This is a genomic window from Dokdonia sinensis (genome assembly GCF_003688895.1).
GTDB classification, from domain to species: domain Bacteria; phylum Bacteroidota; class Bacteroidia; order Flavobacteriales; family Flavobacteriaceae; genus Dokdonia; species Dokdonia sinensis.
Genome location: NZ_REFV01000007.1, coordinates 182,737 through 209,111, shown reverse-complemented (window position 1 = coordinate 209,111; position 26,375 = coordinate 182,737). Strand labels below are relative to the sequence as shown.

General features: G+C 39.7%; 21 protein-coding genes. 12 read left to right on the top strand and 9 right to left on the bottom strand.

What is annotated here, in order from left to right; genetic code table 11:
- The first annotated feature begins 49 nt into the window (after positions 1–49).
- From EAX61_RS16690 to EAX61_RS09160, 4 genes are all read left to right on the top strand, one after another.
- Positions 50–175 (top strand): hypothetical protein, encoded by a 126-nt coding sequence (locus EAX61_RS16690; RefSeq protein ID WP_283806741.1) that lies wholly within the window; start codon positions 50–52, stop codon positions 173–175.
- Positions 126–641 carry a hypothetical protein gene (locus tag EAX61_RS09170; RefSeq protein ID WP_161555215.1) on the top strand — a complete coding sequence of 172 codons (516 nt, stop codon included), beginning with the start codon at positions 126–128 and terminating at the stop codon, positions 639–641. The genes EAX61_RS16690 and EAX61_RS09170 overlap by 50 nt, the downstream gene beginning before the upstream one ends.
- Before the next feature lie 148 nt (positions 642–789).
- On the top strand, positions 790–3,639 hold the full coding sequence (gene polA, locus EAX61_RS09165; RefSeq protein ID WP_121917383.1) for a DNA polymerase I: 2,850 nt from the start codon (positions 790–792) through the stop codon (positions 3,637–3,639).
- A gap of 53 nt (positions 3,640–3,692) precedes the next feature.
- Positions 3,693–4,514 carry a TerC family protein gene (locus tag EAX61_RS09160; protein ID WP_121917382.1) on the top strand — a complete coding sequence of 274 codons (822 nt, stop codon included), beginning with the start codon at positions 3,693–3,695 and terminating at the stop codon, positions 4,512–4,514.
- Between the two features lie 79 nt (positions 4,515–4,593).
- Here EAX61_RS09160 and EAX61_RS09155 read toward each other — a convergent pair whose 3' ends face one another.
- Positions 4,594–5,067: a lipocalin-like domain-containing protein gene (locus tag EAX61_RS09155; protein ID WP_121917381.1), complete on the bottom strand. Its 474-nt coding sequence runs from the start codon at positions 5,065–5,067 to the stop codon at positions 4,594–4,596.
- 141 nt (positions 5,068–5,208) lie between these two features.
- Positions 5,209–7,896, bottom strand: coding sequence for a DUF5916 domain-containing protein (locus EAX61_RS09150; RefSeq protein WP_201739440.1), 2,688 nt, complete (start codon positions 7,894–7,896; stop codon positions 5,209–5,211).
- A gap of 393 nt (positions 7,897–8,289) precedes the next feature.
- Here EAX61_RS09150 and rplM point away from each other — a divergent pair, with 393 nt between their 5' ends.
- The 8 genes from rplM to EAX61_RS09110 all read left to right on the top strand — a co-directional run bounded on the left by rplM (position 8,290) and on the right by EAX61_RS09110 (position 17,530).
- The gene (gene rplM, locus EAX61_RS09145; protein WP_121917379.1) at positions 8,290–8,745 is read left to right on the top strand and encodes a 50S ribosomal protein L13; all 456 of its coding nucleotides are present in this window, start codon (positions 8,290–8,292) and stop codon (positions 8,743–8,745) included.
- Positions 8,745–9,131 carry a 30S ribosomal protein S9 gene (rpsI, locus tag EAX61_RS09140; RefSeq protein ID WP_121917378.1) on the top strand — a complete coding sequence of 129 codons (387 nt, stop codon included), beginning with the start codon at positions 8,745–8,747 and terminating at the stop codon, positions 9,129–9,131. Before rplM ends, rpsI begins: the two co-directional genes overlap by 1 nt.
- A gap of 266 nt (positions 9,132–9,397) precedes the next feature.
- Positions 9,398–10,234: a 30S ribosomal protein S2 gene (rpsB, locus tag EAX61_RS09135; RefSeq protein ID WP_121917377.1), complete on the top strand. Its 837-nt coding sequence runs from the start codon at positions 9,398–9,400 to the stop codon at positions 10,232–10,234.
- 151 nt (positions 10,235–10,385) lie between these two features.
- The gene (gene tsf, locus EAX61_RS09130; RefSeq protein ID WP_121917376.1) at positions 10,386–11,351 is read left to right on the top strand and encodes a translation elongation factor Ts; all 966 of its coding nucleotides are present in this window, start codon (positions 10,386–10,388) and stop codon (positions 11,349–11,351) included.
- 192 nt (positions 11,352–11,543) lie between these two features.
- On the top strand, positions 11,544–12,251 hold the full coding sequence (pyrH, locus tag EAX61_RS09125; RefSeq protein WP_121917375.1) for a UMP kinase: 708 nt from the start codon (positions 11,544–11,546) through the stop codon (positions 12,249–12,251).
- A gap of 57 nt (positions 12,252–12,308) precedes the next feature.
- Positions 12,309–12,866: a ribosome recycling factor gene (gene frr / locus EAX61_RS09120; RefSeq protein WP_121917374.1), complete on the top strand. Its 558-nt coding sequence runs from the start codon at positions 12,309–12,311 to the stop codon at positions 12,864–12,866.
- A 77-nt stretch (positions 12,867–12,943) separates the two neighbouring features.
- Positions 12,944–15,064 carry a DUF5686 family protein gene (locus EAX61_RS09115; protein WP_201739439.1) on the top strand — a complete coding sequence of 707 codons (2,121 nt, stop codon included), beginning with the start codon at positions 12,944–12,946 and terminating at the stop codon, positions 15,062–15,064.
- 66 nt (positions 15,065–15,130) lie between these two features.
- Complete coding sequence (locus EAX61_RS09110) at positions 15,131–17,530, top strand: efflux RND transporter permease subunit (RefSeq protein ID WP_121917373.1); 2,400 nt, start codon at positions 15,131–15,133, stop codon at positions 17,528–17,530.
- Positions 17,531–17,716: 186 nt separating this feature from the next.
- Here EAX61_RS09110 and queG read toward each other — a convergent pair whose 3' ends face one another.
- The 7 genes from queG to EAX61_RS09075 all read right to left on the bottom strand — a co-directional run bounded on the left by queG (position 17,717) and on the right by EAX61_RS09075 (position 26,375).
- Positions 17,717–18,640: a tRNA epoxyqueuosine(34) reductase QueG gene (queG, locus tag EAX61_RS09105; protein WP_121917402.1), complete on the bottom strand. Its 924-nt coding sequence runs from the start codon at positions 18,638–18,640 to the stop codon at positions 17,717–17,719.
- Positions 18,640–19,971, bottom strand: coding sequence for a cytochrome P450 (locus EAX61_RS09100; protein ID WP_121917372.1), 1,332 nt, complete (start codon positions 19,969–19,971; stop codon positions 18,640–18,642). The genes queG and EAX61_RS09100 overlap by 1 nt, the downstream gene beginning before the upstream one ends.
- Positions 19,972–19,992: 21 nt before the next feature.
- Positions 19,993–21,015, bottom strand: coding sequence for a Holliday junction branch migration DNA helicase RuvB (gene ruvB / locus EAX61_RS09095; RefSeq protein WP_121917371.1), 1,023 nt, complete (start codon positions 21,013–21,015; stop codon positions 19,993–19,995).
- A 184-nt stretch (positions 21,016–21,199) separates the two neighbouring features.
- The gene (locus tag EAX61_RS09090; RefSeq protein ID WP_121917370.1) at positions 21,200–23,029 is read right to left on the bottom strand and encodes a cytochrome c oxidase subunit I; all 1,830 of its coding nucleotides are present in this window, start codon (positions 23,027–23,029) and stop codon (positions 21,200–21,202) included.
- Between the two features lie 31 nt (positions 23,030–23,060).
- On the bottom strand, positions 23,061–24,149 hold the full coding sequence (locus EAX61_RS09085; RefSeq protein WP_121917369.1) for a cytochrome c oxidase subunit II: 1,089 nt from the start codon (positions 24,147–24,149) through the stop codon (positions 23,061–23,063).
- 28 nt (positions 24,150–24,177) lie between these two features.
- Entirely contained in the window at positions 24,178–25,608 is a 1,431-nt protein-coding gene (locus tag EAX61_RS09080) for a quinol:cytochrome C oxidoreductase (protein ID WP_121917368.1), read from the bottom strand.
- Between the two features lie 35 nt (positions 25,609–25,643).
- Positions 25,644–26,375 (bottom strand): c-type cytochrome, encoded by a 732-nt coding sequence (locus tag EAX61_RS09075; RefSeq protein WP_121917367.1) that lies wholly within the window; start codon positions 26,373–26,375, stop codon positions 25,644–25,646.

Sequence of the window (26,375 nt, the reverse complement as noted above, 5' to 3'; positions counted from 1 at the left end):
TAAGGGAGATATTTGAGTTAATAAATATTAACCCTAAAAATTTTTAATTATGAGAAAAGCAATTTTCGCAGCCGTATGTGCTGTAACGATTCTTGCAGTAAGTGCCTCTGTAAATGCTGCCCCAAATGAAACCAAAATCGACAAAAAGAACTATCAAGTCCCACCAAACGGATAGAAGGTCACGTTTAATTTTTGGAGGAGTGATTGCCATTTTACTGGCAATCACTCCTTTTTTATTTTACCTGTACAAGTACGCACCACAAGAATCTAGCGTCTGGGAAACTCCTTTTTTTAAAATAAACGGTGGAGGCTTTGTAAATGTGCAAGCTTTTGTACACGCCGTGGTAACTAAACTTACATTTATATTGATCACAATGTTATGGTTTATTTCATCTCGAGATTGGTGGAAATGGGCTATTCTGATCCCTCTTGTGATGTTTCTATTCCAATTTTTTGGTGTAATTAATTTCCAGCAGGATTATGTAGACGATTTCGATTTCTGGTACGCTCTTCCAGTAATCACACCAGTTATAATTGTTCTCATCTGGATAAGTCACGAGCTCAACCGCGTAGTGGGTGACCTGGACCTTAAGGACGAGATAGAAGATGAGCTCAAACAATATGATGAGGAGAGGTTCTGAATACTATTACTTCGTTTTTAAGATTTAGTATTTATCAACACGCCTATCATTTGTCCATAGGTCTTCTTACATTTGGTTTTTAGCATTGTTCGCTTTTATTGAGACAAGCTCAGGATAAATCGCAAAAGCGAGTAAAAAACTTCCATCTGTGACTAACACTACCGAAAATACCCAGAAAAGACTCTTCCTACTAGATGCATACGCGCTCATTTTTAGAGGCTACTATGCGCTTATAAAAAACCCCAGAATTACCAGTTCGGGAATGGATGTGAGTGCCATAATGGGGTTTACAAATAGTCTTTTTGACGTTATAAAAAGAGAGCGACCTGACCATCTTGCCGTGGCCTTTGATAAAGGAGGAAGCTCTGCTAGAGTCGAAGCTTTTGAGGATTACAAAGCAAACAGAGACGAGACTCCAGAAGCGATACGCATAGCGATACCTCATATACAGGAAATTCTTAAGGCAATGCACATCCCCATCATAGAGCGAGAAGGTGTCGAAGCAGACGACCTGATAGGCACGCTCTCAAAACAAGCCGAAGAAGAAGGCTTTAAGGTTTATATGGTGACTCCAGATAAAGACTATGCGCAGCTCGTTTCTGAAAACATCTTTATGTACAAACCCGCGCGTATGGGTAATGGTATTGAGATCTGGGGAATTCCAGAAGTTCAAAAACGCTTTGAAGTTGACAGCCCACTACAAGTAATAGACTACCTAGGGATGATGGGTGACGCCTCAGATAATATCCCTGGACTTCCAGGGGTTGGAGATAAAACGGCAAAAAAATTCATCAAGGAATTTGGCTCAATGGAAGGCTTGCTTGAGAATACAGACAAGCTCAAAGGCAAGATGAAGGAAAAGGTCATTGCAAATGCTGAGCTAGGCCTACTTTCTAAACAACTCGCCACTATAATGCTGGATTGTGACGTGAAGTTTAATGCAAAAGATTACGAACTCTCTGAGCCCGATGCAGAGGCAGTTGCCAAAAAATTTGACGAGCTGGAATTCCGCCGTATGAAGGATCAGTTTGTAAAGATATTTTCTGGCGAGGCAGACCAAGGAACGCAGGTATCCTCTACACCTTCGGCTAAAAAAGCTGCGACGAGTAATGCCGGTGCTGGACAGTTTTCACTCTTCGGAGGTGATGACGGAGCAACTGCAGCTACCGTGGCAGATGCGTCTACCCGTAAGACTATAAAAGATACCCAGCACTTTTATCAGAAGGTAGATAGTCCGCTATCGCGAAAGCTTTTTCTTCAAAATATAATGCAACAACCTTCTGTCTGTTTTGACACCGAAACAACAGGACTAGACCCGCTCGTGGCAGAACTTGTGGGTATCGCATTTTCTTGGGAAGCAGGTAAAGGATTTTATATCCCTTTTCCAGAATCTAAAGATGAAGCTCAAGAATTAATAGAAGAGTTACGACCATTTTTTGAATCGGCAGATATTGAGAAGATTGGACAGAACCTCAAATATGACATCAAGGTACTCGCCAAATACAATATAAAAGTCAAAGGAAAACTCTTTGACACTATGCTCGCGCATTACCTCATCAATCCAGATATGCGTCATAATATGGACGTGCTGGCCGAAACCTACCTTAACTATACGCCCGTTTCTATTACGGACCTCATCGGAAAAAAAGGAAAGAACCAGAAGTCGATGCGCGATGTTCCCATCGAGGAGCAAACAGAATATGCCGTGGAGGATGCAGATATTACCCTGCAGCTCAAGCAGCACTTTGAAAAGGAGCTAGAAGAAGCAGGGACTCGTAAGTTATTTGATGAGATAGAAATACCACTTTTGCGAGTACTAGCTGCTATGGAAGTTGAAGGTATCAATCTTGATGTGGATTTCTTAAATAGCCTTTCTGGAGATTTAAATTCCGATATCGAGCGACTGACTTCGGAAATTTTTGCGGAAGCAGGAGAAGAATTCAATATAGGTTCACCCAAGCAATTGGGGGAAATCCTTTTTGATAAAATGAAGCTGGTAGACAAACCTAAAAAAACTAAAACGGGTCAATACTCCACTGCAGAGGATGTGCTCTCCTATCTCGCTAAGGATCACCCCATCATCCAGAAAGTTTTAGACTATCGTGGTCTCTCAAAATTAAAATCGACTTACGTAGATGCTTTACCCGAACAAGTCGCTGCAGATGGTCGTGTGCACACAGATTATATGCAAACCGTAGCAGCAACAGGACGCTTAAGTTCAAACAACCCAAACCTACAGAATATCCCCATACGTACAGAACGCGGTCGCCAGGTGCGAAAAGCATTTGTCCCACGAGATGAAAACCACACCTTACTCGCAGCAGATTACTCGCAGATAGAACTGAGAATCATTGCAGCCTTGAGTGAGGAAGACACGATGATAAAAGCATTTACAGATGGAGAAGATATTCACGCATCTACCGCTTCACGAGTTTTTAACGTCCCACTAGAGGAAGTAACCCGTGAGCAACGTAGTAATGCAAAAACCGTAAACTTTGGGATTATATATGGAGTATCAGCGTTTGGGTTATCTAATCAAACAGATTTATCTCGAAGCGAAGCAAAAGAACTCATAGACACCTATTATAAAACCTACCCAAAACTGCGTAATTATATGAGTGAGCAAGTGGAGCTTGCTCGTGAGAATGGATATGTAAAAACAGTTTTAGATCGTCGCCGTTATCTCAATGGCATCAACTCAGGCAACGCAGTAGTACGAGGCGCAGCAGAGCGTAACGCGGTAAACGCACCCATACAAGGAAGCGCTGCAGACATTATTAAGATCGCGATGATCAATATTTTTGAGAAACTAGAAAATAGCGATTACAAAACAAAGATGCTACTACAAGTACACGATGAACTTGTTTTTGACGTACCTAATGATGAATTAGACACAATGAAGAAACTCATCAAGTCCGAAATGGAAGCTGCCTACAAAATGACCGTACCACTAGATGTCGAGGTCGGACTAGGGCAGAACTGGCTAGAAGCACATTAAGTAAGTTTTCAATCATTGAGAAAATTTAAAAAACACGAATTAATCAGAACAATATGGAAGGACTTTTTACCATTGAGAGTTTATTTACGCTATTTATGCTCATTTTACTTCAGGTCGTATTGGGCTTTGACAACCTATTATATATCTCTCTTGAGTCTAAAAAAGCACCAGAGGACAAGCAGAGCTATGTACGTAAACTTGGCGTTGGTCTAGCTATCGTATTGCGTATTGTACTCCTCTTTGCCTTGATGTCTCTCATACAGTATTTTCAAGATCCATTTGCTTCTTTACACGATAATAGCGTGATTGAATTTTCCTTTAATATTCATAGTGTGATCGTATTAGGAGGAGGTGTTTTTATCATTTACACGGCCATTAAAGAAATATGGCATATGATGTTGATGAAAGAGCACGCAGAGATCGAGCCTTCTAAGGCCTCCATAGGAAAGATTATTACTTGGATTGTGATTATGAACCTTGTTTTTTCTTTTGACTCTATTTTAAGCGCTATGGCACTTACAAGCCATATGGAATTTACAGGTCAGATTATCTTAATGTCTATCGCTATAATCGCAGGGGGTGTGATGATGATCGTACTTGCAGACAAGGTTGCAAATTTCCTCAAGAAGAACAAGATGTATGAAGTATTAGGGTTATTCATCCTGCTCATAGTTGGTATTATGTTACTCTCTGAGGGTGGACATCTCGCACACTTGACTCTTTTTGGGAATCCTGTCACGCCTATGAGCAAAACAACTTTTTACTTTGTGATTATCGTTCTTGTACTCATAGATATTGTTCAGGGAAGATATCAAAAGAATTTACTGAAGCAGAAAGCAGTAGCTGATAAAATCGTGGAAAAGGTGAAGGAATAACGCTTTCGCGAAAGCGTAAAAAACAAAAAACCCGAGTAGGCCACTTAAGCTTACTCGGGTTTTCACATTTTACAAAATATTATTGACGGGTAAAAGTAAACCGTCCTGATACCATAGTATCGTTTGCAGCCGCTTCATCGTCAAAAGAGAAGGTGTTCCCATCTAAATCTATTTCAGCACTATCCGTTTCACCCTCTGAAACAGTCGTGAGTACATCACCATCTAGAGACCAAGTACCATCTAATGAAGTAGGATTACCACATACAATGAAAAATGTTCCACTATTGACATCTATCTCAACATCAAATCCATCCGTTGTTGAAGTAAATGAACCATCTCCTCTAAAAGTAATGGCTGCATCAAAACAAGGTAATTCTTCAAGAACATCTGTAGACGGCTCTCCATCTCCATTAAGATCTTGAGGAGCGGCAAGTGTGTAAGCCGTTAATTCCCAACTTCCTTCAAGTCCAGCATTTGCTTGAGATGCATCATCATCACTACCACAAGACCCTAATAAAAACACCACACAAAGTGCCATAAATACATTTTTCATAATTATTTTTTTGGTTACGCCGCAAACATAACAGTATATGATAAAACTAAAGGCAGAAATTTAGTGTTTTTAAGAAAAGAGATTAGCATCTAGTAAAAAACCACAAAAAAATTTAACCGCAATGCACTCACAAAGAGATTCCTACAACACAAATCGATACGCCCACTTTATTACAAACGTATTCCGAATTTGTTGACCTAATATCTGAGAGTCTGCAGCGTTAAATAGACTTTCGTCCGAGGTTCCTAGCCCTTCGATACCTTGTGACCAAACCAAAAACAACTCGGAGCCAGGAATGTATTCCCAACGCGCCACAAGATTAGAACGGAACTGTACAAAATTAAAATCCGGATTCCCAAAGGAATAATCTGTCATTCCATCCCTATTTTCATCTATCGCAAATCCTCCATCTACCGCGCTTATTTGATCATCTCCATAAAAAGCTACACGCTTATTAAGATCCTCATTAGTACTATCAGTAACATAATTAAAGTTTGAGTATGTTCCCTTTGCGATAAAGGGTTGCGCATAATACTGTATTGTTAGGTTAGGATTAATATTATAATTCACCCTCAAAGTTGCACTTAAGGTTTCCTGATCTATTTCTCCTGTAATGTAACGCGTCCCAAATTGGGCTGGAGCATAAGCCTGCTGAGATACATATTGTGTTCGATTGGGATTTACTTGATAATTTGTAGAAAGGTTAAGACTTAAAGCATCCAGCGGCTGGTAATTGAACCGAAGTTCATACTGGATAAAAGAGAAATTGTTCTGTTTTGCCTGCGAATTTACGTAAACACCAACTGCACTAAATTTCTTACGCTGATCTGTACCTACCGCTGCAAAATAAAAATTCTCCTCATTAAATCTCCAGCGAGGCCCGCCTCTTAAAAACGAGTTAATAAGGATACGGGGTTTATGTGCACCACCTATCTCAGTAAACCAGTTATTTTTCCAATTGATCTCTGCTCTTCCTTCATACTGAATACGGTTATAATTTCCTTGAAAATCAAACTCTGTAAATTGTTCTACACCTACACTTGCCTGACGGTACCAGGAAGTAGAATTGTTCCAAAATCGCCTGATACTTGAGAACTGCCTGATTTGGTCTGCCTGTCTCAAGAACCCAATATCATTGAGCTCTAGTTCTGGAGTCCTAAAATTCCCGCCTAGATTATATTGCCATTTTCCGCGCCCGCGACCTATCTCAAAATTACCGCCCATACCTGTAAGATCTGTACGTGTCTCATCTACTTCTAGATGATCTGCATCTACACGTTGAAAAAGGTGTGTAATGTTAGTTTGAGTAGTAGCGATGGCTTCTGGACTTCCATTTACACGACTCAAGATACCGCGACCCTCTACGTAGTATTTACGGTCCCGCCAGTTATGACGAAAGTCTAGTCCACCCGTATAAGCCTGAGTATGCAGGAAGGAAACCTCTGGCTCCATATTGCGATGGGTTGCAGTAAAAATCCCGCCTACAAAAGAGTTACGGTCGTTAAAGTCTTTTTGAACACGACCTACGAAGTAGTTTGTAAGAGGCTCTACGAGTTCTTTTCGAGAAGTCCCAAGCTCTTCTATAGCCCCCAATGGCTCCGTCACTTCTTCTCGGGTATCTAATTCGATCTCGGCAAACTCCTTTGCGGTGACGCTCTCTAAAACGCCTATGGTCCATCCATCTTTTGTCTTTCCGCTAAATTTTGCTGCACCCAGAATAGTACTATTATTAGGAAAGTCTTCAAATTCTCCTTGACTGCCATTTGTAGTTGTAAAGCCCTGTGGCGTGCGACCTATTCGTCTTGGGAAAAACACATTATCTGCCCCACCACCTACTCTAAAATCAAAGACACTTTTATTCTCTACGAAAAATGGACGTCGCTCCTGAAAGAAGATTTCAAAACCGTCTAGCGCGATTGCACCTGGATCGGCATCTACCTGACCGAAATCTGGATTTACTGTAAGATCTAATGTTAGATCATTTGTTATTCCAATTTTTGCGTCCAGGCCTGCATTTGCCATAAGATCATCCCCATCCCTAAACGGGTTTCCGGGCTGGGCTTCAAAGGTGTCATACTGCCCCAAAATATAGGGTTGAATTTCAAGTTGTTTCTGCGGTTCTATTCCTTTTATGCCACGCAGCTCACCAAACTCACTCACCCATCCTGGAGGATTTGCCGGTAATCGCTGCCAGGTAGAGCGTTCCTCATTTGCAAAGTAGCGCCGTGTAGATTGTATACCCCACAACTGCTCCTGCTCTGCACTAAACCGCAACTGACTAAAAGGGATACGTATTTCTGCTGTCCAGCCTTCATCATCCTCAGCGGTAGCGAGATACCAGATAGGGTTCCAACTGGTGTCAAAATTGCCATTTTCAGAAATAAACTCATCTCCTTTTACCCCAGATGCAGATGCCGTAAAAGAAAATCCCGTACGATCATCATTGTAACTGTCTACATTAAATTCTACCCAGTCGCCCGGAAAATCATCCCGCCGCCCCAGTCTTTTTTCTAGTTTTGTCTTATCCGACTCATAGCATTTGAAAGCGACGTAAAGGTTCTTATCGTCATAGGTGATTTTCATCTTAGTTTGCTGTGTAGGTGGTGTACCTACGTCTGGTTCAAACTCTGTATAGTCAGAGGTCCACGGTACAATATCCCAGGCGGGGTCTGTGAGGCTTCCGTCTATTTTTGGGGCATCACCAGCGATTCTCTCGGTGGTATATACACGTCGCTGGATGGTGATGGTGGTGTCTTGCGCTTTCGCGAAAGTGGTAACAGCAAACAATAACAAAAGGATTACTGATTGTTTTTGATGGATGAATGGCATAATAGTTCGTTTTAATCAGTAAGCCCGTAAAAGTTGTTTACTGATTCCCTTACCCGCGATGATGAGTCGTTTTGATTAGGAATTAGATTGTTTGGTTTTATAAAGAGACTTATTTTTTTGGGAGATGTGACAGCGATAAAGCCCTTTAAGATTTTTTTAACTTTTGATTAAATAACTGACGTCTGTTGTGGGAACATTTTTTTGCTTTTGCGAAAGCGTAACATTCAAAATTATAACCCCTTCTATTAGTCCTTTATATATACCCTATTTTTTACACCTTAAAACACACGTAAAATATTATCCCTAGGGTATTTGCGCAGTAAAGAATTAATCGTACTTTTGCAGACCCGTTTTTAGACGGGAAATGGAATGTTTAATTAAAATTTATTTAGTGTGGATACATTAAGTTACAAAACAGTATCAGCAAACGCCGCTACCGCAAACAAGGAGTGGGTTTTGATAGATGCTGACGGACAAACGCTAGGTCGTATGTCTTCTATCGTAGCTAAGTTCCTACGCGGTAAGTACAAAACGAACTTTACCCCTCACGCTGATTGTGGTGATAACGTAGTTGTTATCAATGCAGACAAAATCAACTTGACAGGAAAGAAGTGGACGGAAAAATCATATATCCGTCACACAGGCTATCCAGGTGGACAACGTAGTCTTACAGCAACAGAGCTTTACGAGAAAGACCCAACGCGTCTAGTAGAAAATGCAGTAAAAGGAATGCTTCCTAAAAACAAATTAGGTGCAGCATTGTTTCGCAATTTAAAAGTTTATGTTGGTGCAGAGCACGGACAAGAGGCGCAAAAGCCTAAAGTAATTAACCTTAACGACATAAAGTAATGGAGACAATACACACCATAGGTCGTCGTAAGACTGCAGTAGCACGTGTTTACGTTTCTGAAGGAAAAGGAAACATTACCGTAAACAAGAAAGATCTTGCAAACTACTTCCCTACAGGAACGTTACAGTACAAAGTAAACCAGCCGTTAGTACTTACGGAAAACGATGGAAACTTTGACATTAAAGTAAACGTTTACGGAGGGGGAATTACTGGTCAGGCAGAAGCTATACGCCTAGCTCTATCTAGAGCAATGTGCGAGGTAGACGCTGAGAACCGCGCAATCCTTAAGCCAGAAGGCTTAATGACGAGAGATCCAAGAATGGTAGAGCGTAAGAAATTCGGACAGAAAAAAGCCCGTAAGAAATTTCAATTCTCTAAGCGTTAATACTGAACTTGTTTCAGTATCTCTACTTCGATTTTTATACGTGGTATTTACCATTATTGAAATCAAGAAGTTATCGGGACGTAGTGTCCCAACAAGAAAATTAATATTAATTGAAATGTTGTCGTTGCTTGGTTCGCTTTTGCGATTTATCCTGAGTACATCTCACGGAAAGCGTAAAACAGAATCAAGGTTAGTTTAGCATCTAAACCCCGTCGAGCACGGAGTTGCTAATTTTAATTTCCAACGGAACGTAAACTATTACAAAAATGGCAAACAACATCGAAATAAAAGACTTGCTTGATGCAGGGGTTCACTTTGGACACCTCACAAGAAGATGGGATCCTAATATGGCACCGTATATCTATATGGAGCGCAATGGGATACACATCATAAATCTTTACAAAACTGCTGCTAAGATCGAAGAGACCTCTGAGGCGCTCAAGAAGATAGCAGCATCTGGTAGAAAAATACTTTTTGTAGCTACCAAAAAACAAGCAAAAGAAATCGTAGCAGACAAAGCTGAAAAAGCAAATATGCCGTACATCACGGAGAGATGGCCTGGTGGAATGCTTACAAACTTTGTAACCATACGTAAAGCGATTAAGAAAATGCAAACCATAGACCGTATGAAACAAGATGGTCGTTTTGATACACTTTCTAAGAAAGAAAAACTACAGACAGACCGTTTGCGTGCGAAGCTGGATAAGAACTTAGGTTCTATTGCAGATATGACACGTCTTCCAGGAGCACTTTTTGTAGTAGATATCAAGCGTGAGCATATCGCGATTAAAGAAGCTCAAAAATTAAACATTCCAATTTTTGCAATGGTAGATACTAACTCTGACCCGCGTCAGGTAGACTACCTTATCCCTGCAAATGATGATGCTTCTAAATCTATCGACAAAATCGTAGGTTACGTTTCTGACGCAATCATAGAGGGTCTTTCTGAGCGTAAAGCTGGAAAAGATGCTCAAAATGAAGGTGACGACTCTAAAGACGCTAAGGCTAAAGCTCCTAAGAAAAAGGCAGCTCCAAAGGCTGAGAAAGCTCCAAAAGCTGAGCCAGCTAAAGCAAAAGTAGCAGCCAGCGAAGAAGAAGAGTAACAACAAATTGATAATACTTAAAAGTCGTCTCACTCTTTTCTTAGCAGAAACGACGAGACGACTTTTTTAATGTTTAACTAATAATAAGATTTCTGCCGTAGATTATCCTGAGCGATAGTCCAAGGGACGGAAATAACAACAAATATTTATTATGGCAAATATTACCGCTGCAGACGTAAAAAAACTAAGAGAAGCCACAGGTGCTGGAATGATGGATTGTAAAAAAGCCCTCGTTGAAGCCGGAGGGGATTTTGACAAAGCAGTAACTGTTCTTCGTAAGAAAGGACAAAAAGTCGCAGAAAAAAGGGCCGACAGGGACTCATCAGAGGGTGTTGTTGTTGCAAAAATAAATGCAGACAATACTCGTGGTGTTGTTGTATCTCTAAACTGTGAGACAGACTTCGTAACAAAAAATGATTCTTTTGTTGAGCTTGCAAACAAGATGGGCGATATCGCTCTTTCTGTAAATTCTAAAGATGAAATGCTCGCGGCAAACTTTGACGGAATGACCGTGGCAGATAAACTAATCGAGCAAACTGGTGTAATAGGTGAAAAAATTGAAATCGGTGGCTACGAAACGTTAGAAGCTCCTTTTGTAGGTTCTTACGTACACGGTAACAAAATAGGCGCTTTAGTAGGTCTAGACAAAGCTACTGATAATGCTGAGGAGGTTGCAAAGAGTGTTTCTATGCAAGTAGCTTCTATGGGAGCATCTACACTTTCTTACAAAGATTTTGACGCAGACTTCGTAGCTTCAGAAACTGAAGCACGTATCGCCGCTATCGAAAAAGAGAATATTGAGCTAGGTCGCCTTGGGAAGACACTTAAGAATGTACCTCAATACATCTCTATGTCGCAACTTACTCCAGAAGTAATGGCACAAGCAGAGGCAGATATCAAAGCAGAGCTTAAAGCCGAAGGGAAGCCAGAGCAAATCTGGGACAAAATTGTTCCTGGTAAAGTAGAGCGTTTTGTGGCAGATAACACAACAATGGATCATGAGAAAGCATTGCTAGATCAACGTTTTATTATGGATGACAGTCAGAATGTAGCACAATATGTTGCTTCTAAGGGTGATGCTAGCGTAGTAGGATTTAAAAGAGTTTCTTTAGCGTAAGCTAGATCTCTTATTCGTACAGAAATCCCTCTTGCTTTTGTGAGAGGGATTTTTTTTGCTTAAAAAATGATGGATGTATGATTTCTTAGGCTTTCGCGAAAGCGTAATCACCCCAAACCCCTCCATATTTATAAATCACAATCTACCATACAAAACGGATAAGTTCTATATTTGCACAATCCTTATAAACTTATGCAATACAAAAGAATTCTTCTTAAACTTTCTGGTGAAGCCTTGATGGGCGAGCGCCAGTATGGAATAGACCCTAAACGTCTTTCAGAATATGCTGCCGAAATAAAGGCGGTCATTAATACAGGCATTGAAGTTGCCATTGTCATAGGTGGCGGAAACATCTTCAGAGGTGTCTCCGGTGCTAGTGTTGGGATGGATCGTGTGCAAAGTGACCATATGGGAATGCTGGCAACCGTAATTAATGGACTCGCATTGCAAAACGCCTTAGAGGATGCAGGTATCCCCACAAGATTGCAAACTGCGATTAAAATAGACGAGGTTGCAGAACCATTCATACGTCGCAGAGCGATGCGCCACCTTGAGAAAGGACGTGTTGTTATTTTTGGCGGAGGTACAGGAAACCCATACTTTACAACAGACTCTGCCGCAGTACTAAGAGCTATTGAAATAGAAGCAGATGTAATTCTCAAAGGTACTCGTGTAGATGGTATTTATACTGCAGATCCAGAAAAGGACAAGGAGGCTATAAAGTATGACAATATCACCTTTGACGATGTACTGCGCAAAGGACTCAAGGTTATGGACACCACAGCTTTTACACTTAGTCAAGAAAATGAGCTTCCTATTATCGTTTTTGATATGAATAAACCTGGAAATCTACTCAAAGTAGTTTCTGGAGAAAAAATTGGAACTACGGTTCAATTATAAAAGCGTTTTAAAAAAGGCTCAATTTTTGTAAACTTGTATTAGAAAATAAGCATTCTCATGAACGAAGACATAAAATTTATACTCGATAGCACAAAGGAAACGATGGATAATGCTATCACACACCTTGCAAAACGTTTACAGACCATACGCGCAGGAAAAGCAAGCCCGTCAATGTTACAAGGGGTAATGGTAGATTATTACGGAAGCCCCACTCCACTTAGTCAGGTCGCTAATGTTCTTACTCCAGATGGACGTACAATTTCGGTACAACCGTGGGAAAAATCATTGATACCTGAAATTGAGAAAGCCATCATAAACTCAAACTTAGGTTTTAACCCAATGAACAATGGCGAGAGTATTATTATCAATGTACCGCCACTTACAGAAGAACGTCGTAGAGAACTTGTAAAACAGGCAAAGGCAGAGGCTGAAGATTCTAAAGTTGGTGTGCGTAACGATCGCAAAAACGCAAACAACGAAATTAAGAAACTAGAAGATGCATCTGAAGATGAAAAAGCAAATGCAGAGGTAGATGTTCAAAAACTTACAGACGTACACATTAAGCGCATAGATGAGGCACTTGAAGTTAAAGAAGCAGAGATAATGACGATATAATTTAACAGCGTTAAACAATTACAAAAAGCGACCCCACAAGGTCGCTTTTTTGATACATTTACGAGATATTTTATCCTATGCGTTCCATTCTTATATTGCTCCTTCTTACCTCATTTTTTTTACGGGCACAAGAAACTCCACAGTCTGCGCTTAAAATTATAGAGCAAGCTATTGAGAATGCACCGTCTAATGATGTAAGAGAAAAATTAAAAACATTCTCATTTACATCTTATGAAAAAACAGTAGTAACAGATAGCTTAGGAACGAGCGCACATAATTTCTTTTCAGAAAAGGTAAGTAAGGTATACTTTACTCAAAAAAATAGTTTCTCAGAAGAAATCATAGGGTACCAGCTAGCTGGTTTTGAGGAACCTCGTTACGAAGTATTTGCTGTAAACCTGCAGTCCCGATCATTTTACGATGACGACTATGTCATATTTAATACGCGTTATGCCGGAATCCTTTCCAAAAGGGGGGTGCGTAACTACAACTATACCCTAGAAGAGGTAAATGAGCAGGGAGATTACGTAGTTCATTTTTCCCCAAAAAAACCAAAAACGATTCCTGGACTTACAGGAAAAATGATATTGGACAAAACATCTTACGCTATCAAGGGCGTAAGTGTCGGAATAAAAGATGACCTAAATATTATTTTACATCAAGAATATAAATACATTAAAGACGCTCAGGTATATATACCTTTAAACCGAGATTTATTTATAGACAAGGGTAATAGTGACCGCAAGCTTTCCTTTTTTGGAGGGCGCATTGCTATTGGAGCTTTACAGAATGAAGTGATGGAAGAGATGGTTACTAAAAAATACTTGGTATCCAGCACGAGAATAAGCGATTTTGAATTTGACAAGCCATCTGAAGAAAGACTCGCTTCATACGCTATAACTTTTACTAATGGGGCAAACAAGCAGCCCGAAAGCTTTTGGAAAACATACAGACCAGAGCAGCTTACCTCTAAAGACAGAAGGTCGTTCTCCGAACTAGAGAAAATAGTAAATGCCGAAAATATAGAGCGTCGATTGGGAACCATAAATGATTTTTCTGTAGGTTACTTTAGTGTAAACGCTTTTGATTTTGACCTAACGTATCCTGTGAAGTTCAATAATTTTGAAGGACTACGACTAGGAATGGGAGGCGTCACAAATGCTGGATTCTCAAAACGTTTTAGGCTGGAAGGTTATGGCGCTTATGGTTTTAAAGACAAGGAATTTAAATTTGGCGCTGGTGGAGGCTATTTGTTTTTTCCTGAGAAAGATGGATGGTTGAGCCTTACTTATAATCAAGATCTTGAAGAAGTAGGAAACTTTGCATACCTCACAGACAGACGTGTGTACTCCCTCTTTGAGCCAAGACTTGTTAACATTAACCTTTTTTATAAGCATAGGACCACTAGAACAAATTTTGAATACCGTCTTACACCTAAGATTCTCACAGAATTTCAGGTAGCCCATAGGCGCATAGCACAAACCACGCCCTACACCTATCTTAAAAATGGTACAGATCCATTTTCAGACTATAAGATCACAGAAGCGACCTTTGGCTTTAGATGGAGTCCTTCTAGTAAATTTATGAATACTGTAGACGGTATTTCAGAGGTATATGATGGTTACCCTAAAGTTTCTGCTCAAGTTTCTCAAGGTTTTGATGGTGTAGGAGGAGATTTTAATTTTACAAAAGTGGGAGCAAAATTATTTTATCGCCTAGACCGTTTAAATAAAAGCGCTACAGAAATCCTGCTTGAAGGGAACGCCGCATTTGGAGATTTACCCATCACGCATTTATTTCATGCGTATCCCAACGCTCCAACCAAGGAAACAATAATGCAACGATTTTCGGTCGCTGGTGTAAACAGCTTTGAGACCATGTTTTTTGGGGAGTTTTTCTCGGACCGTTTATTTACCGCACAAGTCAAACATAGATTACGTCCGTTTAATTTTGGAAAAAAATTCAAACCTGAAATGGTTTTTATCACGCGGTTTGCCTTAGGCGACATACAAAGACCCGAAGATCATATTGATATCAACTTCGATTCGTTAAGTCAGGGTTACACAGAATCTGGTTTTGAAATTAATAAATTGCTCTTTGGCTTCGGAACGAGTTTGACCTATCGTTATGGCGCATATCATCTTCCCAATTGGGAGGATAATATCGCATTTAAGTTCACCTTTAACCTGCAACTATAGAAACTAAGGAGCGGGCAACCTGAAACCTCTTAAATCTGTTACCTTTGCACTTTTGAGCAACAGGTTATGGTAAAAATTCTCACTACTGGATTTTGGGCGAGTGTCGCAAGGCTTATTTTGCGCAACAGACCCTTTGTTCTTATTCTTGTAGCGGCAATTACCATTTTTCTTTCGATGCAATGGAAGCATATGCGCTTCACCTATACAGAAGCAAATCTGTTACCCGACGACCACGAAGTAAATTTAGAATACAATAATTTCCTAGATAAATTTGGTGAAGAAGGTAATCTCATAGTTCTGGGGATTCAAAATGACAGCCTCTTTACCCCAAATATTCTTAATGCTTGGAATAGCCTTTCGGCGAAAATTAATACATATCCAGAAGTAACACTTTCCATTTCTTTAAAAGATTTAAAATTACTTCGCAAAGAAGAAGACCCACAGCGTTTTGAACTGGACAGTTTTATCCCAGGAACGGTAACCACCACCGAAGAAGCAGAAAATTACAGAAAGCAGCTTTTTAACGACTTGCCATTTTACGAAAATCTAATTTACAACAAGCAAACCGGTACGGTGCGCTCTGCCATTTATCTAGATAAAGAAATCATAAATACATCTGCACGCCGAGACTTTATCATTGAGGATCTTATTCCGTTAATTGACACCTTTGAAAAGGAAAACGGCATCAAGGTGCGTACAAGCGGAATGCCCTACATCAGAACCCTGAATGCACAAAATATAATTGATGAGATAGGATTGTTTGTTCTTGCTGCGTTACTAGTGACATCGCTTATTTTCTTTTTCTTTTTTAGGTCTTATCGTGCTACGTTTATCTCCATGATTACGGTGATCATAGGTGTAATGTGGGCCTTTGGTGTTTTAGGTTTACTACGATATGAAATTACAGTTCTAACAGCTCTTATCCCGCCCCTTATCATTGTTATTGGGATTCCCAACTGCATTTTCTTGATTAACAAATATCAACAGGAATATAAAAATCACGGAAATCAAGTAAAAGCATTGCAACGAGTTATTGCCAAAGTCGGAAACGCCACGCTAATGACTAATGTCACAACTGCATCTGGATTTGCCACTTTTATTTTAACTGAAAGCTCGCTTCTCAAAGAATTTGGTATCGTCGCAAGTATTAATATTATAGGTATATTTTTATTATCCCTGCTCATCATCCCAGTCATTTATAGCTATATGTCTCCTCCTAAAGAGAAGCATTTAAAACATCTAGGTAAAAGGTGGATAGAGTCATTTGTAAACTGGATGGAATCTACTGTGCGCAATCACCGTATAGGCATCTATATTTCTAGTGTAATACTGCTTGCTTTGAGCATTATAGGAATTTACCAAATTAAAGTGTCGGGCAGCTTAATAGAAGATATGCCTAAAAAAACTGCCTTTTTTAAAGATATACGCTTCTTTGAGCAAGAGTTTGACGGTATTATGCCTTTAGAAATACTTATAGACACTAAGCGCAAAAAAGGAGTTATGAAGCTCGCCACTCTAAAAAAAATGGATGAGTTAAGTACGGTTATCGAGGAGCAACCTGAACTATCTAAACCTGTTTCTGTCGTAAATCTCGTGAAGTATGCGAAGCAAGCATACTACAATGGAGCTCCCAAATATTATCAGCTCCCCACCAGTAACGAACGTGCTTTTATACTTCCATATACTAATAGTTTTTCTGGAGAGGCAAATCTTATGGGGGCCTACGTAGATAGTACTGGGCAATATGCTAGGATAACCACCTTTATGAAAGACATAGGCACAGACCGTATGGAAATGGCCGAAGAAAACCTACGCAGGAAAATAGCAACCCTGTTTCCCGAAGACCGTTACGAAGTAACACTCACAGGTAAGGCTCTTGTTTTCCAAAAAGGAACGAATTATCTCGTCTGGAATTTAATCATAAGCCTCTCTCTAGCTGTATTGCTCATAGCGCTATTTATGGCCTGGATGTTTAAGTCGTTAAGAATGATACTCGTATCCCTTATTCCCAATCTATTACCGCTTTTGATAACCGCAGGCATGATGGGCTTTTTAGGTATCCCCATAAAACCCTCTACCATTTTAGTTTTTAGTATAGCATTTGGGATTTCTGTAGATGACACCATACACTTTCTTGCAAAATACAGGCAAGAACTTCGTGCCTCAAAATGGAAAATTAAACGCTCTGTATATGCATCACTCCGAGAAACAGGTGTAAGTATGTTTTACACCTCTATCGTATTATTTTTCGGTTTCTCGGTATTTATGATAAGTAGTTTTGGCGGTACGGTCGCCTTGGGAGGTCTTGTGAGTGCCACGCTTTTGTTTGCTATGCTGGCAAACTTACTACTACTACCAGCATTGTTGTTATCGCTGGAAAAAAGCATCGCAAATAAGAAAACTTTTAAGGAACCAGCTCTTAAAATCATTGAGAGCGATGATGATGAATTTACCAAGGATGCTTAAAAAAAATTCCGCCAGAAATCTGACGGAATCTCTATTAAAACAAGTCCCCCTAACTACTTGCTTTAGCCTTACAAACACTAAATGATTACATGCTTAATTCTGGGTCTAAAGTAAGAAGGTTCTTACGAAAATGAAATACCCAATAATGGGTATATTTTGCTTTAAATACGCTTTCGCGAAAGCGATCTACCCTTTAAGAAAAGAAATATTACGCCGCAGTCCAGAATACTTTGTCCGTTTTACAGCAGATTTTTGGAAGATTTCAGAAAACACCTCTTGCGTTATCTCTTCCCAATCCCCTTTAGACATTTCTAACAATTGTGGGTGTGGATTAAACAGAGGTTCACTATGCGACTTGCTGAAACGATTCCAGGGACAAACATCCTGACAGACATCGCAACCAAAAGCCCAATCGTCCATCAAACCCCTTGCAGCTTCTGGGATTGCATTTTTAAGTTCAATGGTGTAATAACTGATGCATTTACTACCATCTACTTTATAAGGCTCATATATGGCCTGTGTGGGACATGCATCTATGCAGGCAGTACAGCTCCCACAATGATCAGTAACAGGCAAGTCATACTCTAGATCGAGGTCTACAATAAGCTCTGCTATAAAGTAAAAAGAACCTGTCTTTTTAGAGAGCACGTTGCTGTGTTTCCCCATCCAGCCTAGCCCAGATTTTACTGCCCAGGCCTTGTCGAGAACAGGAGCACTATCTACAAAAGCACGACCGTATACTTGTCCTATTTCTGTTTCTAGCGTGTGTAAAAACTCCTTAAGTTTATCTTTAATTACAAAGTGATAATCCCTGCCGTAAGCATATTTTGAAATTTTGTAGGTGTCGTCTCGCTGTAATTCATTTGGATAATAGTTGAGCAATAGTGATATCACACTTTTAGAATCTTCGACAAGCTTTGTGGGATCGAGACGCTTGTCAAAATAGTTCTCCATATAATGCATCTCCCCGTTCCGGTTTTCGGAAAGCCATTTTTCTAGACGCGGTGCTTCTTCCTCCAGAAAACCAGCCTTAGAGATACCACAGGACATAAAGCCAAGACGCTGGGCTTCGGCTTTAATGAGCGCTGTGTGTTTTGATTTGTTCTCGATCACGACCTTGGAATAAACACTAAGGTAGCATTTTTAGGCTTGAGCGTGATGAGCGGTTTTATTTCTATTGGAGTTGTTTTTTGCTCAATTTTATACATACTCACTATCTCGCGTACTGCAATAATCATCTCAGACATCGCAAAATTGTTACCGATACACATACGTGGGCCAGCCCCAAAAGGAAAGTATGCTGGATGCTTCATTCCCGCATTATCTGCAAAACGGTCTGGATCAAAATTTTCTGGGTTTTCCCAATAATCCTTGTGCTTGTGAATCTCAATAACAGAAAATAACAAGCTTGAGCCTTTAGGAATTCTCATTCCGCTGGCTTCATCTTCGGTGTAGTTTACACGGTCTATAAAATATGCTGGTGGGTAGAGTCGCATTGTTTCCTCAATGACCTGTTTTGTATATCCCGAAGCTTTAATGTCTTCCATTACTGAAGAGGGTTCCGCTTTTGCGAAAGCGTACTCAGCATACATTTTTTCCTGAACCTCAGGATGTCTTGCCAGTAGTTCCATCGTAAATGTCAAAGCGTTTGAAGTGGTTTCGTGTCCAGCCGTAAATAGGATAAGAATCTCATCTATGAGTTGCTCCTCATCCATTTCATTACCGTCTTCGTAGCGAGCATCCAGTAACATATCGAGCAAGTCACCCTCACGCTGCCCGCTATCTCTACGTTCTTTTACCAACGATTTGAGTATATCTCGTGCTTCTTGCGTGAGTTTAAGATGTTTTGTGATAGGACCGCCATATTTGAAATATAAAGCCTTAAATGGCTGTCTTAATTCGCGCACGAGCATTGTCTGTGCAGCTTCTGTGATATACTGCAATCTATTTAGAACAGATCGATCTATATGACTGGAAAACAATGCTTTTACTACAGTCTGAAAAGCCAAATCATTGAGAACAGGAAAAATATCAAACGGTTTATTGGGCTCAATAGCGGTCAATTCCAGCTTGATCGCCTCCTTAACTTTGTCAAGCAGCAGTTCAAGCTGTTTCTTGTGAAAAGCTGGCTGGATAAGCTTGCGCTGCTTTTTCCACAACTGGCCCTCTGCAGTAAGCAATCCTTGCCCAACATACTTTTTAAGATCTCTGGTCTGGATTTCTGACTTGTGATAATTACGTTGATTTTTCTGCAATGCGTGTATCGCAAACTGAGGATCTCGAGAAAAAACTACCGTCTTACCAAAACCTAACCTCAATCGAAACGTATCCCCTTTTGCCTCAAAATTCTGCCTATGAAAGGGTAAAGGATTTTTGAGAATACTGCTCGCATGAACAAGAAACTGAAATATAGAAACACTTGGAATTTCCTGCTGCACCATCGTTTAAATGTGTCTTTTAAATTAAAACAAACCACCCTGTACGGGGCCTTTAGTCACTCCTAGGTGTTTATAAGCTGCCTCTGTCACTTCTCTACCTCTAGGGGTTCGCATAATAAATCCTTGCTGGATTAGAAAGGGCTCATAAACTTCTTCTATTGTCTCTGCACTTTCTGAAACGGCAGTAGCTAATGTGGTTAGACCTACCGGTCCCCCTTTGAACTTCTCGATAATTGTTTTAAGTATCTTATTATCCATTTCATCTAGACCGTGTGCATCTACATTAAGAGCTTCTAAACTGAATTTTGCAATTTCTACATCTATGGATCCATTACCTTTAATCTGAGCAAAATCTCTCACTCTACGTAAAAGCGCATTTGCAATACGTGGTGTTCCTCGACTGCGGCCCGCAATTTCTATCGCTGCTTCAAAAGAAATAGGCACACGCAATATTTGAGCACTACGCTGGACAATTGTGGTAAGTAGTTCTGTCTTATAATATGAAAGCCTCGAAGCAATCCCAAAACGCGCACGCATAGGTGCAGTAAGAAGTCCCGAACGTGTTGTTGCACCTACTAATGTAAACGGACTCAGGTCTATCTGCACAGTACGAGCGTTAGGCCCTGTCTCAATCATAATATCGATACGATAATCCTCCATTGCAGAATATAAATACTCCTCTACAATAGGACTCAAGCGATGAATTTCGTCTATAAACAATACATCACGTTCATCAAGATTTGTAAGTAAGCCAGCTAAGTCTCCTGGCTTGTCTAAAACTGGACCCGAAGTAATTTTAATGTTTACACCTAGCTCATTAGCCAGAATATTAGCGAGTGTTGTCTTTCCAAGTCCCGGCGGCCCGTGAAAGAGCGTATGGTCTAGCGCTTCTCCACGCATATTTGCTGCTTGAACAAAAATCTGTAGGTTTTCTAGAACTTGGTCCTGACCCGTAAAGTCCTCAAAGGATAAAGGACGCAAAGCCCGCTCAATATCCATTTCCTCACTGGAGTATTCCTTACTTGTCGGGTCTAGATTTTCGTTCATTTGATATTCTATTCGTGTTACAATCTGATTAGATAGAGTACTTCACAAAGATACAAATCTTGAGAGCAGAAAAATGAAGTCGATAGGTATGCTTTCGCGAAAGCGGAAACAAAAAACCCATCCGTTACCGAATGGGTTTTAAAATGAAATTATATACATCAAAACAATTGCTATAAACGCAATTTTAATGATGCATCTCTTCTTCGTTTTCTTGAAGTGGTATATGTTGTGGTACAAAATCCTGACCAGGAATTACATAGTCAGATTCATCCTTATTCAATTTACTGTAATCATAAGGCCAACGGTGTACGTGAGGGATTGCTCCAGCCCAGTTTCCGTGAATATGCTTGTGCTCAGTAGTCCACTCTAAGGTATTAGATTTCCAAGGATTCTTTTCCCCAACCTTTCCGTAAAAAATAGAACTCACAAAGTTATATAAGAATACAAGCTGAGCAGATGCGGTAATAAAGGCAAATATCGTGATTGCGACATTTACATCTGCAAGATCATCAAAATAAGGGAACGCCGTATTTGTGTAATAACGTCTAGGTAATCCTGCCATTCCTATAAAGTGCATCGGGAAGAAGATTCCATAAGCCCCAATTACAGTTACCCAAAAGTGAACATATCCTAAGTTCTTATTCATCATTTTCCCCTCGAACATTTTTGGGAACCAATGGTATACACCCGCAAATAGCCCATATAGTGCAGATATACCCATCACTAAGTGAAAGTGAGCCACTACGAAATACGTATCATGTACATTAATATCAAGTGTACTATCTCCAAGAATAATTCCCGTAAGACCTCCAGAGATAAATGTAGATACTAAACCTATTGAGAATAACATTGCAGGATTAAACTGGAGATTACCTTTCCATAGCGTTGTGATATAATTAAATGCTTTTACAGCAGATGGAATTGCGATTAAAAGCGTAGTAAACGTAAATACAGATCCCAAGAATGGATTCATTCCAGAAATAAACATATGATGTCCCCATACAATTGTAGACAAGAATGCAATAGCAAGTATAGAGGCTACCATCGCGCGATATCCAAAAATTGGTTTACGTGCATTTGTAGATATAATTTCTGATGTAATTCCAAGTGCTGGGAGTAATACAATATAAACCTCAGGGTGACCTAAAAACCAAAACAGGTGCTCAAACAATACTGGAGAACCTCCAGAGTTATGCAACACCTCGCCACCGATATAAATGTCTGATAGGAAAAATGAAGTACCGAAACTTCTATCCATAATTAACATTAACGCTGCAGAAAGTAATACTGGGAAAGATACAACTCCAATAATAGCAGTTACAAAGAATGCCCAAATTGTTAGTGGAAGTCTCGTCATAGACATTCCTTTAGTGCGCAAGTTTATAACGGTTACTATATAATTTAGTGATCCTAAAAGTGAAGATGCAATGAATATTGCCATAGACACTAACCAAAGAGTCATTCCCATTCCAGAAGCAGGAATACTATCTGGCAAAGCACTTAATGGAGGATAAATGGTCCATCCTGCCGCTGCTGGCCCAGACTCCACAAACAGAGACAGCACCATAATAACAGAAGAAACAAAGAATAGCCAATAGGATACCATGTTTAGGAATCCAGATGCCATATCACGTGCGCCTATCTGCAACGGTATAAGCAGGTTACTAAAAGTTCCTGATAACCCGGCAGTAAGAACAAAAAATACCATAATAGTACCGTGTATGGTCACAAGGGCTAAGTAAATATTCGGGTCCATAACACCATCTTTACCCCAATCACCCAACAATACCTCATAAACGGTAAAGTTATGATCAGGCCAAGCAAGTTGTAGTCTGAATAACAATGACATTGCTATACCGATAATACCCATAATTAAACCAGTAATTAGGTACTGCTTAGATATCATTTTATGATCCGTACTAAAGATGTACTTCTCAATAAATGTTGGCTCGTGATGATGATGTCCGTGATCTTCGTCGTGAGCGTGATCTATGTTTGCTGCGTGTGCTGACATAATCTTAATACTTTAATTAATTTTTCTTTTTCTATTCCTGAGTTGCTTCCGCAATCGTCTGTGCAAACGTCTTTTGTTCTGCCATCCAAGCGTCGTATTCTTCTTGGGTTTCTACAACAATTTTCATTTGCATATTGTAATGGGAAGCACCACAAATTTTATTACATAGCAAGTAATAGTCAAATTCATCATAAGCATCTAAAGGACCGTCACCAGCAGCAATAGATTGCTTATTTTTTTCTTTTCTAATTTCTTTGATGTTGTACATCTTATCCTGCATATACTCCGTTTCTCTAATTTCTTCTGTGGTTACAGAAGGAGTAAATGAGAATTGAGTTATCATTCCAGGAACAACATTCATTTGTGCACGAAAGTGAGGCATATAGGCAGAGTGCAGAACATCTTGAGAACGAAGCTTAAAGATGACTTGTCGTCCTACAGGAAGGTGCAACTCAGTTGTCACGACATCATCCATAGCGTCAGAATCAGAAGCATCTATACCTACAGTATTTGCTCCTTCGATAAAGCGAACATTGGCATTACCTAATGTTCTGTCTTCACCAGCGTAGCGAGCTTCCCATACAAAGCGTTTTGCATAAAGCTCAACAACAATAGCATCCTCTTCCTCTTCAAAATTCATAATATCAGACCACGTAAAAAGACCATAGATAATGAGGCCCGCAAGAACAATTACTGGAATAATGGTCCAGATAAATTCAAGCTTATCGTTATCTGCATAAAACAAAGCCCTATTACCCTTCTTTCCTTGGTATTTGTAGGCAAAGTAGTGCAGTAAAGCTTGAGTTATAACTTGCACAAACATAATTAGTGCAAGAGAAATGAACATTAAATAGTCATAATCTGTTCCGTGCTCTGATGATGCTTCTGGCAAATAAAACTTACTGTAGTTCCAGAAACAATATATTGTAATCCCGTAAAGGAATACCATAAACATTACAAATAACTTCCCGTTTACACGATTGTCTTTGTCATTTGCTACTTGTGCAGTTTCACTATTGACATTCTTGTTTTTAAGCTGAGACAGCTTAAAAATCTTTGACATTTGCCAAAGTGTGACTACAAAAAGAATTACTACGATGAGTGCTAATAAACCTGTCATTGCTTTCTAACTTCTTTAACCTAAATTCTTAATAGTGAAAATGTTTACTCTCTTCTATAAGCGGGTTACGCTTAGGCTCCAATGGACGTTTTGCAAGTGAAGAAAACACTACAAAAATAAAAAGTCCGAAGAAGAACATTAATGATCCTATCTCTACAAATCCAATCGACCACGATTTCCCAACTGTCGCTGGCATTACCATATTAAATAGGTCTAAATAATGACCTAATAATATAACAACTCCAGCCATCATAACGAACCAGTTGATACGCTTGTATTCACTATTCATTAATAGTAGTAGCGGGAATACAAAATTCATTGCTAGCATACCAAAGAATGGTAAGTTATAATCCTCAATTCTAGTGATATAGTATGTTACTTCTTCTGGTATGTTGGAGTACCAGATAAGCATAAATTGTGAAAACCATAAATAAGTCCAGAAAATACTAAAAGCAAACATAAACTTAGCAAGATCATGTATGTGACTGTCGTTTACATTTTCAAGAAGTCCAATAGACTTCAAATAAATGGTAACCATAGCAATTACAGTAATAGCACAAACCATCATTCCTGCAAATACATACCACCCAAATAATGTACTAAACCAATGCGGATCAAGAGACATAATCCAATCCCAAGACATAATAGATTCTGTATAAATAAAGAATACTAAGAATCCAGCCGCAGCCTTAAATGACTTCTTATGCCATCTATTATCTGCTCCTTCGTCTTGATTCTTAGAGAATTTTACTGCAAAAAATCTGTAGATATTCCAACCTGCTATAAAAACAGCTGCACGTATTAATAAACCTGTAACATTTAAGTAACCCGATTTACCCGCAATCAGTTTATCATATTTATCGCCACCTTCTACTAATAAGTCAGGATCCATCCAATGAAACAAATGGTTTAAGTGGAATCCAGACAATGCTAATAAAACAAACATTATAATACTACCTGGTAATAAATACCCCGTAATTCCTTCCATTACTCTTAGAAGTAAGGGAGACCATCCTGCCTGAGCAACGTACTGTACAGCATAAAATGCAAGACAGGCTAACGCTATCATAAAGAAAAAGAAGGCTGCAATATAGATTGCTGACCAAGGCTTGTTTTGATATTGGTGTAATGTATGTTCTAGGTGTTCTTCCTTTGACATAACGTGTCCGCCGTCGGCGTGGTCACCATCGTGCGAATCTGCCAATTGTGAATCTCCGTGCGCAACACCACTTGCGTGGTTACTTTCTCCGTGGATTTCTGTTGAATGACCTTTTTCAGTATGTGTTCCACCATCGACCTCGTGAGCAGTATCACCGTGACCACCACCGTGGGCAGCTTCCATTGCTTCTATATCTGCGGTGCTTTTTGGGAGCATCACATAGTCTACTGCAAATAACACAGCACCTACCACCATAAAAATGATAGCCGAAAGTTTTAAATTTTTAGATAATGTATACATATCTGTGTATTCTCTTTATCAGTTAGTTCGTTGCGTTACTCGTTTCCATCTAAATTAGTTGCAGGATTTTCTTCTCCTGCCTGTTGCATTGCCTCACCTTGATTATCAGATTGTGTATCTTCTAACACCTCAAGATCGTCTGTCATCATCATCGTATTAGGTTCCAGTACAGCACCAACGTCGATAGTGGGTCTAGGCTCTTTTTTATCAAGAGCGTCCTTAAGCGACATAACATAGTGATTTACTTGCCATAACTCCTCTTCAGTCATTTGAGAGGCATAAGAACCCATAGAATTGATACCGTAATACATCACGTGATAGACGCTACCTTCTGTGATTGCACGGCCAGCATCATTGTACGCAGGCACACCAAGAATCTTTTCGCGCTTTGCAAGAGTCCCCTGACCATCTCCTTTATTCCCGTGGCAAATACCACAATAAATATTATAAAGTTCTGTACCCTTTGCAAGATTCTCTTCTGTATAAGGTAGAGGATTTGTTAAGTTCGCTTTCGCGAAAGCATAACCATCTTGATTATCTTCTATTTCGTAAGGTAGCCATCCTCTCATTACTGAGCCCTCTGCAGGCTTCATTGCTTCAGAACCTCCTGTCACTGTCTGGAAAATATCATATTCGCCATACGTGTCATAAGGGACAGATTCATACATATTAGGCATATACTCAAAGCCTGGCTTTCTATCATTGCTATCGCAAGATACAACCGCCAAAAGAACGAGACCTAAAATAAAATTCAAACTATTCTTCAT

Coding starts and splice junctions, on each gene's coding strand:
- EAX61_RS09170 (WP_161555215.1), top strand. CDS start 126: ATGAAACCAAAATCGACAAAAAGAACTATCAAGTCCCACCAAACGGAT.
- pyrH (WP_121917375.1), top strand. CDS start 11,544: ATGCAATACAAAAGAATTCTTCTTAAACTTTCTGGTGAAGCCTTGATG.
- EAX61_RS09090 (WP_121917370.1), bottom strand. CDS start 23,029: ATGTCAGCACACGCAGCAAACATAGATCACGCTCACGACGAAGATCAC.
- EAX61_RS09150 (WP_201739440.1), bottom strand. CDS start 7,896: ATGCCATTCATCCATCAAAAACAATCAGTAATCCTTTTGTTATTGTTT.
- EAX61_RS09085 (WP_121917369.1), bottom strand. CDS start 24,149: ATGACAGGTTTATTAGCACTCATCGTAGTAATTCTTTTTGTAGTCACA.
- EAX61_RS09115 (WP_201739439.1), top strand. CDS start 12,944: ATGCGTTCCATTCTTATATTGCTCCTTCTTACCTCATTTTTTTTACGG.
- frr (WP_121917374.1), top strand. CDS start 12,309: ATGAACGAAGACATAAAATTTATACTCGATAGCACAAAGGAAACGATG.
- EAX61_RS09110 (WP_121917373.1), top strand. CDS start 15,131: ATGGTAAAAATTCTCACTACTGGATTTTGGGCGAGTGTCGCAAGGCTT.
- ruvB (WP_121917371.1), bottom strand. CDS start 21,015: ATGAACGAAAATCTAGACCCGACAAGTAAGGAATACTCCAGTGAGGAA.
- rpsB (WP_121917377.1), top strand. CDS start 9,398: ATGGCAAACAACATCGAAATAAAAGACTTGCTTGATGCAGGGGTTCAC.
- EAX61_RS16690 (WP_283806741.1), top strand. CDS start 50: ATGAGAAAAGCAATTTTCGCAGCCGTATGTGCTGTAACGATTCTTGCA.
- EAX61_RS09100 (WP_121917372.1), bottom strand. CDS start 19,971: ATGGTGCAGCAGGAAATTCCAAGTGTTTCTATATTTCAGTTTCTTGTT.
- tsf (WP_121917376.1), top strand. CDS start 10,386: ATGGCAAATATTACCGCTGCAGACGTAAAAAAACTAAGAGAAGCCACA.
- EAX61_RS09160 (WP_121917382.1), top strand. CDS start 3,693: ATGGAAGGACTTTTTACCATTGAGAGTTTATTTACGCTATTTATGCTC.
- EAX61_RS09075 (WP_121917367.1), bottom strand. CDS start 26,375: ATGAAGAATAGTTTGAATTTTATTTTAGGTCTCGTTCTTTTGGCGGTT.
- EAX61_RS09155 (WP_121917381.1), bottom strand. CDS start 5,067: ATGAAAAATGTATTTATGGCACTTTGTGTGGTGTTTTTATTAGGGTCT.
- rpsI (WP_121917378.1), top strand. CDS start 8,745: ATGGAGACAATACACACCATAGGTCGTCGTAAGACTGCAGTAGCACGT.
- EAX61_RS09080 (WP_121917368.1), bottom strand. CDS start 25,608: ATGTATACATTATCTAAAAATTTAAAACTTTCGGCTATCATTTTTATG.